This window comes from Curtobacterium sp. Leaf183, assembly GCF_001424385.1.
Classification (GTDB): Bacteria; Actinomycetota; Actinomycetes; order Actinomycetales; family Microbacteriaceae; genus Curtobacterium.
Window position 1 is genome coordinate 663,815 of the sequence record NZ_LMPO01000008.1, and the last position, 10,802, is coordinate 674,616.

Annotated in this window: 10 protein-coding genes; 4 read left to right on the forward strand and 6 right to left on the reverse strand. The window is 72.7% G+C overall.

Going from position 1 to position 10,802, the window contains the following annotated elements:
* Window positions 1-6: 6 nt before the first annotated feature.
* On the reverse strand, window positions 7-438 hold the full coding sequence (locus tag ASG04_RS09520) for a GNAT family acetyltransferase (RefSeq protein ID WP_056122990.1): 432 nt from the start codon (window positions 436-438) through the stop codon (window positions 7-9).
* A gap of 110 nt (window positions 439-548) precedes the next feature.
* Between ASG04_RS09520 and ASG04_RS09525 the strand changes: the two genes are divergently transcribed.
* On the forward strand, window positions 549-1,358 hold the full coding sequence (locus tag ASG04_RS09525) for a class E sortase (RefSeq protein ID WP_082517930.1): 810 nt from the start codon (window positions 549-551) through the stop codon (window positions 1,356-1,358).
* Entirely contained in the window at window positions 1,355-1,537 is a 183-nt protein-coding gene (locus ASG04_RS09530) for a hypothetical protein (protein WP_235515500.1), read from the forward strand. The genes ASG04_RS09525 and ASG04_RS09530 overlap by 4 nt, the downstream gene beginning before the upstream one ends.
* Before the next feature lie 83 nt (window positions 1,538-1,620).
* Here ASG04_RS09530 and ASG04_RS09535 read toward each other — a convergent pair whose 3' ends face one another.
* From ASG04_RS09535 to ASG04_RS09550, 4 genes are all read right to left on the reverse strand, one after another.
* A complete protein-coding gene (locus ASG04_RS09535) occupies window positions 1,621-4,605 on the reverse strand; it encodes an AAA family ATPase (protein ID WP_056122993.1) in 2,985 nt (994 codons plus the stop codon).
* Complete coding sequence (locus ASG04_RS09540; RefSeq protein ID WP_056122995.1) at window positions 4,605-5,774, reverse strand: metallophosphoesterase family protein; 1,170 nt, start codon at window positions 5,772-5,774, stop codon at window positions 4,605-4,607. The genes ASG04_RS09535 and ASG04_RS09540 overlap by 1 nt, the downstream gene beginning before the upstream one ends.
* Window positions 5,775-5,845: 71 nt before the next feature.
* Window positions 5,846-7,069, reverse strand: a complete 1,224-nt coding sequence (locus tag ASG04_RS09545; RefSeq protein WP_056122998.1) for a hypothetical protein — start codon at window positions 7,067-7,069, stop codon at window positions 5,846-5,848.
* 80 nt (window positions 7,070-7,149) lie between these two features.
* On the reverse strand, window positions 7,150-7,755 hold the full coding sequence (locus ASG04_RS09550; RefSeq protein ID WP_056123001.1) for a hypothetical protein: 606 nt from the start codon (window positions 7,753-7,755) through the stop codon (window positions 7,150-7,152).
* A 258-nt stretch (window positions 7,756-8,013) separates the two neighbouring features.
* Between ASG04_RS09550 and ASG04_RS09555 the strand changes: the two genes are divergently transcribed.
* Entirely contained in the window at window positions 8,014-8,544 is a 531-nt protein-coding gene (locus tag ASG04_RS09555) for a MarR family winged helix-turn-helix transcriptional regulator (RefSeq protein ID WP_056123004.1), read from the forward strand.
* A gap of 33 nt (window positions 8,545-8,577) precedes the next feature.
* Window positions 8,578-9,087, forward strand: coding sequence for a mycothiol transferase (locus tag ASG04_RS09560; protein WP_056123007.1), 510 nt, complete (start codon window positions 8,578-8,580; stop codon window positions 9,085-9,087).
* Window positions 9,088-9,237: 150 nt separating this feature from the next.
* Here ASG04_RS09560 and ASG04_RS09565 read toward each other — a convergent pair.
* Window positions 9,238-10,802 (reverse strand): DEAD/DEAH box helicase (locus tag ASG04_RS09565; protein WP_235515501.1); only part of this gene is annotated, 1,565 nt, incomplete at its 5' end.

Here is a 10,802-nt window from a genome sequence, read left to right on the forward strand (position 1 = left end):
CCGACGTCAGTCGTCGGCGATCAGGCGCTTCCCCATCGACACCGTGTGGTCGTCGGCGTACCCGAGGGACTCGTAGAAGCCGATGACCCGCTCGTTGCCGGCGCGCACCTGCAGGTTGAGCTTGGGGCAGCTCAGGTCGGTGAGCAGCCGCTCGAACTCGGCCATGAAGGCCCGCCCCAGTCCGGAGCCCTGCAGGTCGGGGCGGACCGCCAGGTAGTTCACCCAGCCGCGGTGCCCGTCGAACCCGGCCATGCCCGCAGCGACGACGACGTCGGAACCGGGGTCCGTCGCCACCAGGAACAGCTCGGGCTGGACCGTCAGCTTGCGCGCGATGTCCTGCCGCGGGTCGTTCCACGGTCGGACCAGCCCGCAGGACTCCCAGAGCGCGACGACCGCTTCGGTGTCGGACGGATCGAAACGACGGATGACGTGGGACACTCCGCCACGGTACCGGTGTTGTGGAGAACACCGTCCCCAGCGGTTCGCCGTGGTCTGATAGACCTGAGCATCGTCCACCTCGACGCTCGCACGACCGGATCAGGAGCCACGTGACTGCCCACGAGACACTCCCCCCGCCTCCGAGCGCCCCTGACGACGCGCCCGCGCGCCGGGAGCGCAAGCGTCCGCGGCAGACGGTCGGCGGCGCGCTGCTGGCCCTGGTCGCCGAGCTGCTGATCATCGCGGGCGCGGGCACCGGGCTGTACGTGCTGTGGACCGCCTGGTGGACCGACGTCGTCGCCTCGCAGCACCAGTCCTCGCTCGTCAAGGACCTGGGCCAGACCGAGGCGCCCACCTCGAACCCCACGCCGACCGAGCACCGCGACCAGGCGCCTGTGCTCGCCGAGCCCCCCGGGTTGTCGACGGTCTTCGGCACGATGCAGATCCCCCGCTTCGGCGCGGGCTACGACCAGCCCATCGGTGAGGGCACCGACCGTGAGAAGGTGCTCAACACCATCGGGCTCGGGCACTACCAGGACACGGCGATGCCCGGAGCCGAGGGCAACTTCGCCGTGGCCGGGCACCGCGTCACGTACGGCAAGCCGCTCAACCAGATCGCCGACCTGAAGACCGACGACGCCATCGTCGTGCGGGTGACCGACAAGGACGAGGGCTTCGACGTCTGGTACGTCTACAAGGTCACGGACAGCCAGATCGTCACGCCGGACCACATCGAGACGATCGCGCCGGTACCGAACCAGCCGGGCGTCGAACCCACCGCCCAGGACCGGTGGCTCACCCTGACGGCGTGCCACCCGATGTGGTCCGCCAAGGAGCGCTACATCGTGCACGCGAAGATGGACTACTGGATGCCGGTGTCGGAAGGCACCCCGAAGGAACTGTCGGAGACGCCCAAGTGATCTTCCCCCTGGTCTGGCGGCTGCTGCCCGGCCCCACCGCCCTCAAGGTCCTCGAGCTGCTGGTGCTGCTCGTCGCGATCGTGCTCGTGCTGTTCACGTGGGTGTTCCCGTGGATCGCGGCGGACATCCTGCCGCCGCCCGACGGCACGGTCGACACGTCGGCGGTGCCCACGCCCTGACGACCGACGAGCAGCCCGGCGCCCCCGGACGCCTGATGCCCGACGCCTGACGCCCGACACCCGACGGAGTCGGTCTGCTCGCGTCAGACCGTGGTCGTCACGTGCGAGCCGCCGCCGGGGGTCCGGCGCACCGCGATGCGCTCGGGGATGCGCTGCTTGAGCTCCTCGACGTGGCTGACGATGCCGACCTGTCGTCCGCCGGCGGTCAGCCGGGACAGCTGGTCGACCACGCCGTCGAGGGTCTCGGGGTCGAGGGTGCCGAAACCCTCGTCGACGAAGAGCGTGCCGAGGGAGACGCCACCCGCCTCGGCCTGGACGACGTCGGCGAGCCCGAGCGCCAGGCAGAGCGACACCGTGAAGGTCTCGCCACCGGACAGGCTGCGGGGATCGCGCGTGGTGTCCGTCGTGTGGTCGCGGACCGCGAGCGCCAGACCCGTGCGGCGAGACCGGCTGCCGGTCTCGCGCTCGTCGGAGGTCTCGAGCGTGAACCGCCCGCCGAGCATCGTGCGCAGCCGGTCGTTGGCGGCAGCGACGACGTCCTCGAACCGCCGCATCAGCACGTAGGTGCCGAGCGTCACCCCGGTGGTGTTGTGTCCGGGGGCACCGGCGGCCACGTCGGCGAGCCGCACGACAGCGCGGCTGCGGGCCGAGGTGGACTCGCGCTGGTCGACGGCGCGCGCGAGTTCCGCGGCGCACCGTTCCGAGGCGGTGGCGCGGTCGGCACTCGTCGTCGCGGCGCGGGTGGCCAGGTCGAGCGCCTCGGCCGCGCCCGCCGACGCGGCGCGGGCGGCGTCCGGGTCGAGCACCACGTCGGCGGAGTCGTCCTGCGCCGCGGCAACGACGGCCGGTTCGGCGAGCCCGGCGTCGACGACCGCGCGCTCGCGGTCCGCGCGCTCGACCTGGTCGCGGAGCTGCGCACCCGTGGCGTGGTCGAGGACGGCAGCGCGGGCGGCCGCGACGTCGGGGAAGTCGTGGTCGGCGACGACCCGGGCGACCTCGGCCTGCCGCTCGACGACGGCGGCGTCGGCGGTGCGCAGGGTGTCCTCGGCGGCGGCCACGGCGCGGAGGGCGGTGGCCCTGCCATCGGCTGCGACGACCGCGTCCGGCAGGGTCAGGTCGGCGACGTCCGGCTGTGCGAGTTCAGCGGCCAGGGTGTCGATCGCGGTCTGCACGGCATCGGTGTCCTGGGCGACCCGGTCGTGCTCGGCATCGGTGGTGGCGAGCAGCACCTGGCGCCGCGAGGCCACGGCGTTGCGCTCGTCCTCCACCAACCGGGTGGACTCGTCGTGCTCGGTCTTCGCCCGCTCGTGCTCGGCGACGGTCGACGCAGCGGCACGAGCGACCCGCAGGCGCTCGGCAGCGGCGGTGGCACGGACCTCGAGCTCGTCGGTGTGCGAGTCGCCCACGACGATCAGCAACCGGTCGTGCTCGGCGCGCTCGAGGGCGAGGTCGGTCGCTGCGTCGGCGAGGGCCTGTTCGGCGCGGCGCGCGGCGTCGGCCGCTTCGGCGATGCGAGCCGGTGTCGGGTGGTCGTCCTGCGGAGTCGCGACCGCCGGGTGCTCCACGGCGCCGCACACCGGACAGGCGTCGCCGGGACGCAGCGCCGCGCCGAGTTCCCCCGCGAGCCCTGCGATGCGTCGTTCGCGCAGGTGTTGCTCGGCCTGGACCGCGCTCGACGCGACCACGCGTGCCGCCGTCACGACGCCCTCGGCGGTGGCGACCCGTGCGCGGGCCGCGGTCAGTGCCTCGTGGGCGTCGCGCAGGAGCTGCACGGCATCGACGTCGCGCTGCGCCGGCTCGGCGTCGGTCGCTGCGGCCGCAGCCGCATGGGAGAGCGCGACGATGCGGGCGCGGTCGGCCGGACGCGCGTCGAGCGCGGCGTCCAGGGTGGTCAGCTGCTCGCCGAGTGCCGCGGCGTCGGTCTGCGCGGCGGCGAGCACGCGACGGCGGTCGGGCAGCGACTCGGCGACGGACACCAGGTGACGGACCGACGCCACGACGTCGGTCAGTCGGTCGCGCTCGGCCGCGGTGTCGAGGTCGGACACACCGTGCTGCCCGCGCAGGGTGTCACGGGCATCACGAGCCGCCGATGCACGGGCCACCGCGGTGTCGAGGCCGTCGGCGACGGCTGCCACACGGTCGGCCAGCTCGCCGGTCCGCAGGCGGGACCGTGCGACGGTGATCGCTGCGGCAGCGTCGTCGAGTGCCGTTGCGCGAGCGAGCAACCCACGGCGGCGGTCGAGCGCGGCGACCCGGTCCACGACAGCGCGCTCGTGCTCGGCGGCGGCGACGGCGGCAGCGGCCGCGACGTCCCGTTCCTGCGCGGCGTCGTCCGCCTGGGTGCGCAGCTCTGCGACGACGGCGGGTGCCGTGGTCTCGTCGACGTCGGTCGTGCCGGACGCCTGGGTGAAGCGCGCGAGGGCATCGCGCACGCGGGCGTCTGCGGCATCGACCTCGGCAGCGGCCGCGCGACGACGGGCGGCGAGTTCGTCGGCGGTGCGGTCGTAGATCTCGGTGCCGAAGAGCGACTGCAGGAGCTTGCGACGGTCTTCGCCCGGTGCGCGGAGGAACCGCGCGAACTCGCCCTGCGGCAGCACCACGGTCTGCAGGAACTGCGCGCGGTCGAGCCCGACGATGCGCGTGACCTCGGCGCCGACTTCCTGCGCCCGGGCGGAGACGGGTTCACCCGCGGGGTCACCCGGACCCGCGAGCCGACTGAGGGTAGCCGAGGCGTTCTGCCGCACGGTGCCGGTGCCGCGCTGCTTGGGGCGGTCGTGCTGCGGCGTGCGGCGGACACGGAACACGCCGGCACCCGTCTCGAAGACGAGCTCGACGAAGGGCTCGACCGCGGGGTCGGCGTGCTGGCTGTGCAGCCGGTCGCTGCTGGCGTCGCTGCCCGCCAATCCGCCGTACAGCGCGAACACGACGGCGTCGATGATGGTCGACTTGCCGGATCCGGTCGGCCCCTCGAGCAGGAACACCCCGGAGGCAGCGAGCGCCGCGAAGTCGATCACCACGCGGTCCGGGTACGGGCCGATGGCGCGCAGTTCGAGTCGGTGCAGGTACATCAGCGCACCGCCGGGTCCTGCTCGGCGAGGGACAGCGCAGCGGCTTCGTAGGCGTCGCGCAGCACGAGCAGCTCGTCCGGCGTGGGTGCGGCCCCGGTGGCGAAGGTGACGAAGTCCGCGGTGACCTCGACCGGGTCAGAGGTCGCCGTGACGGCGCGGCCCGTCGCGCGTGCGGGGGCGTCCGCCGGTTCGTGCGTGATGGCGAGGGCATGCGGGAAGCGGTCCTTGACGCGGGCGTACATGCGCTCGGGGTGCACGGTGTCGGTGACGGCGACGCGGACCCAGGCGTCGGCGTGCCGCGCGTGCTCGCCCGCTTCGATCGCGTCGATCGTGTCGCGCACGTCGACGAGTGGCCGCGGCACCGGAGCCGGCAGGAGCTCGACCGTGACACTGCCGTCGGCGGCGAGGTCGACCAGGGTGACGGACTTGGTCTGGTGTCGCTCGCCGAACGAGAACGCCAGCGGCGACCCGGCGTAGCGAATGCGATCCGTTGCGCCGACGCGCTGCGGTCCGTGCAGGTGGCCGAGGGCGACGTAGTCGAACCCGGCGAACACCGACTCGGCGACGCGGTCGACACCGCCGACGCGGATGTCCTGTTCGCTGTCGCTCGGCTCGGCACCGCCGACGAAGGCATGGGCGACGACGACGGAGCGCGTGCCGGGTCGCGTGCCGAGGTCGGCGCGGATGCGGTCGACCGCGGCGCCCACGACCGCCTGGTGCGAGCGGGCGAGGGGTTCATCGGGCACCGCGGACAGGGCGTGCCGCACCAGGTCGGGCTGCAGGTACGGGATGCCGTAGACCGCCACCACGCCGTCGGGGTCGTCGACGAGCACCGGGTCGCCGAGGTGTGCGGGCTCGGCGAGGATGCGCACGCGCTGGTTCATCACGCCGGACCCGAAGCCGAGTCGCGCGGCCGAGTCGTGGTTGCCGGGCGTGACCACCACCGTCGCGACGGCGGCCAGTCGTTCGAGCACGGTCGAGAGCATGCGCACCGCGTCGACCGGGGGGATCGCCCGGTCGTACACGTCGCCCGCGATGACGACCAGGTCGACCGAGCGCTGCACCACGACCCCGACGAGGTGGTCGAGGAAGGCGGCCTGGTGGTCCAGCAGGTCGGCCCCGAGCAGGGTGCGGCCCAGGTGCCAGTCGCCGGTGTGCAGGATGCGCATGCGGCCACGGTAGCCGCGACGGCGGACATCCCCGGGCACCGCGCACGGGGCTGTGGAGAACCGCCGGTGTGTCAGGCGCAGGTGACCGAGATGAGTCCGAGCACGTTGAGGACGCGGACGTTGACGAACGAGGTACTCGTGGTGTTGGTGTTCCACAGTGTGCTGCCGAAGTCCGCCCGTACCTGGATCTTGTAGGTCGAGCCGAGGTCGAGGAGGCCCTGGGGGGTGAGTCCTGAGCTCGTCGCGGTCGGCCCGGCGGTCGTGACCTGCGTGCCGTTCGCCAACACCGAGTAGCCGAAGGGCTGGTCGGCCGGCGCGGTCCAGCTGATCGTCACGGCGTTGGACCCGGAGGGCGTGCACTTGAGCGCGGTGGGGGCTGCCGGTGTCGCGGCCGTCATCGTGCCCGTCCGCGCGACGGTGGTCGTCGTGAACGGCGCACCGATCGCCTGCGCAGGCATCAGCACACCGATGCTGCCGGCGACCACGAGCACCGCGGCCACGGCGCCGCCACGACCGAGACGGTGGCGTCGGCGCTGGCGCTGGCGGACCGCCCGGCGCGACCCGACGTCGTGGTGCGAGCCGACGTCCCGACGCACCAGGACGTGTCGTCCGGACCGTCTCGTCGACGGCGGCGGCGCTGGCGGGGCGAGCAGGGCCTCCAGGCTGGTGGCGTCGGGACCAGACGTCCGGTCGTCCCCGTCGTCCCCGTCGTCTCCGGGAGAGCCGGAGGAGCCGGGCGACGACGCTGCCCGGCGCAGCGACCCGTCGACCGTGCAGAGCCAGAGCGTGGCGGCGAACACCAGGGCGAGCAGCGCGACCTTCGTCCACTCCCCGGTCCGCATCCACACGATCGGCGTCGCGACCACGGGGATGCGGAGGACCGCGACCCCGTGCACCGCGGAGCGCGCGATCGGCGTCGAATCCCGCTGCGAGTTCGCGTCGCCCTTGGTGACGATCGTCCCGTCCGGCCCGGCCGTGACCGCTCGGTGCAGGCGGAGGTGTCTGGGCTGGTCGGGATCGTCGGCGAGCAGGACCTGGCCGAGGCGGAGCTCAGCGGGTGGCACGGGGCGGGAGACGACGACGTCCCCCGGACGGAGACGCGGCTCCATCGAACCGGTCATCACCGTCGTGGGGTGCCACCCGACGACAGCGGGTGCGGCTGCCCAGAGGGCGAGGCCGAGGAGCGTCACCACGACCCCGCGGGCGAGCGTCGCGACGACGACACGCCCCCACTCGACGGCGCCACGGACAGCATCGCGCGGCGCGGGACCTCCGTGCACTGCGATGGTGACCATGACTGCCTTCACGTGGGGGCGCGGCGACGGGCTGGGACCCGATGACGCGTAGGGACGCGGCGACGGGCGCGGGACCCGGCTCAGCTGTTCTGGGCCTCCCAGGTCAGGCCGAGCGAAGCGGTGGTGCCCTGGACCGAGTTCGGCGCGGTGGCGGACACCGTGTAGGTGATCCGGTAGACGCGGGACTCGGAGGCGGTGCCGGTCGGCGCCCAGGTGCCGAGGCCGTTTGCGAAGCTCGTGCTGCCGGTGGCGAAGCTCGCGAGCGTGGTGTTCGCGGGCGTCAGCGTGCCGTTGGTGGCAGCGGGCGTGAAGCCGGAGCACGAGCCGAAGCCGCCGCCGGTGCCCTGCTCGATGACGAGCGCGGTGTTCGATGCGAGCGCGCTCGAGGTCTGCGCGTTGGTGGCGTAGAGCTTGACGGTCGACGCGAGCGAGCCGGTCGAGGTGACCGTGATGCAGTTCGCACCGGTCGACCCGGGCTTCAGGCCGGTGGCGGTGAACAGCGCAGTGTTGTTGTCGTCGTCGGAGAGGGCGACGGATCCGGCGGTCCAGTTGCTGGTCGGGTTCACCGTGGTCGCCGAGAAGGCGGAGTACGAGGCGGTGGAGACGACGGCACCCGATGCGACGAGGGCGGCGGGGATGGCGATCCAGGCGGCGAGACGAGCGGCGCGAGGGGTGACACGAGACATGGCGGTACTCCCGGAGGAAGAGATCTGATCGGTGGGTGGCCCGGATCCGCGGTGGTTGGACGCGCTGCAGGCCGTGGTGGTGCGTGGTGCCGTGTACTGGTTCGGTACGACGATCAAGTTACTTGCACGCCGTGATGCTCACAAGACGTGCGGTGCCCCCACTGCTGGGGGTAGTTCAATCGTTGAGATACTTGTTGACTGAGCCGTACCGAGGCATGCCCGTGCCTCCCCCGCGACACCCACCCGAGAAGAGCATCGATGACGGACACCCGCATCACCGCAGTCCCAGCCGTCGACGATCGTCCCGCGCCGTCCTCCCCCGTCACCGCGACGGTCGACGGCGTCGCCGACACCGACCTGGGCCGCCTGATGACCGCGTTCCGTCTGATGCAGACGCAGCACGCGCGGGTGCTCCACCACGAGAGCCAGAGCCGGGGCCTCAACGCCACCGACAGCCGGTTCGTCTTCTTCCTGGCATCGGCGGACGGCGAGGGCGTCACGCCGAAGCAGTCGGGCGAGTACCTCGAACTCTCGACGGGCGCGATGACGTCGTTGATCGACCGGCTCGAGCAGCGCGGACACATCGAACGCCGCCCCAACCCGAACGACCGGCGCAGCATCCTGCTCCACCTGACCCCGTCCGGCGAGACCGTGGCACGACAGATCGGCGCGGTGTACTCGGCGTCGTTCCGCGAGGTCGTTCCTCCCGCAGAACGCGCGGCACTGGCCGACGCGTTCACCCGCCTCGCCGAGGAACTCGGTCGCCGATCGGCCGCCCACGGAGGCTGAGCAGCGGCAGCGCACGGGCGTACCGTCGGGGGCATGACCCCCAGTGAAGTCCTCATCGAAGCGTTCTCCCGCGTCCCGGAGACAGTCAGCCGCGCCGTCGACGGGCTCTCCGAGGACCAGCTCGCCGCCCGCCCCGCCGCCGGGGCGAACACCCTCGCGTGGCTCGCCTGGCACATCGCCCGCGGCCAGGACGCACAGATCGCCGACCTGGCGGGCTCCGAGCAGGTCTGGACCGCGGACGGCTGGTACGACCGGTTCGGCCTGCCGTTCCCCGCGGAGGCCCTCGGGTACGGCATGTCGCGCGACGACGTCGGACGTGTGCGCGCATCAGCCGCGCTGCTCACCGGCTACCTCGACGCCGTGCACGAGCGCACCGTCGCGTACCTGCGCACACTCGGTCCGGACGACCTCGACCCGGTCGTCGACGACGCGTGGGACCCGCCCGTGACCGCCGGCAGCCGCATCGTGAGCATCCTCAACGACTGCACCCAGCACGCCGGCCAGGCCGGCTATGCGCGCGGACTGCTGTTCTTCAACGCCTGACCCTCCGGACTGGAGGCCCGGGCCGGGTCCGTCCCGCACGTCGGTCCTCGAGACGCCGCCGGAACGACGAAACGCCGCCATCACTGGCGGCGTTTCGTCGTGGACGCGGCGTCCCGTCGTGGTCGCGGCGTCCCGTGGCGCTGCTCGGCGTCAGCGGGCGGCGAGCTCCGCCACGATGCCGTCACCGGGTGCGGCCTGCACCAGGTCCGCCTCGATCTCGGCGCGCTCGAGGATGCCCTCGATCTTGCGCACCCGACCACGCGGGACGATCGTGACGACGGTGCCCTCCTTGCCGGCACGACCCGTGCGGCCCGAGCGGTGCATGTACGCCTTGTAGTCGTCCGGCGCATCGGCCTGCACGACGAGCGAGACGTCGTCGACGTGGATGCCGCGGGCTGCGACGTCGGTCGCGACGAGCACGTTGACGCGGCCGCTGGTCAGCAGCTGCAGGTTGCGCGTGCGTCGTGCCTGGTTCAGGTCACCGTGCAGCGAGGTCGCGCGGATGCCGGCGTCCTCGAACTGGTCGGCGAGACGCTCGGCGTAGGCACGGGTGCGGGCGAAGACGATCGTCTTGCCGTCACCGGCCACGAGCTCCTCGAGCAGCTGGTCCTTCTGGCGCTGCTCGACCACGAGCACGCGGTGGTCGATCGTCGAGGACGCCTGGTCCTCGCCGGCGACCTCGTGCACGCTCGGCTCGTGCAGGAACTGCTCGACGAGCGCCGCCACCTGGGTGTCGAGCGTCGCGCTGAACAGCAGCTTCTGGGCGCGGTTGCCCTGAGGCGTGACCTGGGCCGTCGCCTCGAGGATCTCCTGCACGGGCTCGAGGAACCCGAGGTCGCACATGTGGTCGGCCTCGTCGAGCACGGAGATGACGACCTCGCTGAGGTCGAGCTTCCCCTTGTTCATGAGGTCCTGCACGCGACCGGGCGTGCCGACGATGATGTCGACGCCACGCTCGAGCGCTCCCTCTTGACGGCCGTACGGCACGCCGCCGTAGATCTGCGTCGTGAACAGCCCGACCGAGCGGGCGATGGGCTGCACCGTGCGGTCGATCTGCAGGGCGAGCTCGCGCGTGGGGGCCAGGATGAGCGCGCGGGGGGCGCGGCCCATCTTGCGCTTCGTGCCGCCGCCGTGCTCCATGAGCTTCTCGACGAGCGGGGCGCCGAACGCGATGGTCTTGCCGGAGCCCGTGCGGCCACGGCCGAGGACGTCCTTGCCGGCGAGCACGTCGGGGATCGTCGCCGCCTGGATCGGGAACGGGCTGGTGGCGCCGAGCTCGGCGAGGACGCGGGTGATGTTGCCGCCGATGCCGAGGTCGCCGAAGCTCACGCCCTCGACGTCGGCCGCGACGGTGGCCTCGGCCTGGAGCTTCTCGAGCTTGACGTCGTCGGCGGGGACGAAGTGGCCACCGCGGGCAGCGGGAGCGTCGCGGTCGTTGCGGTCGAAGCGACGCTGGGGACGCTCGTCGTTGTCCCGACGGGGCGCACGGTCATCGCGGTTGAACGTGCGGGGAGCCCGATCATCGCGGTCGAAGCGACGGGGTGCGCGGTCGTCGCTGTCACGACGGGGAGCGCGACCGTCGCGGTCGAACGTGCGCGGGGCACGCTCGTCGCGGTCGAAGCGGCGGGCCGGACGGTCGTCGCGGTCATCGTGACGAGGTGCGCGATCGTCACGGTTGAACGAGCGCGGAGCACGCTCGTCACGGTCGAAGCGGC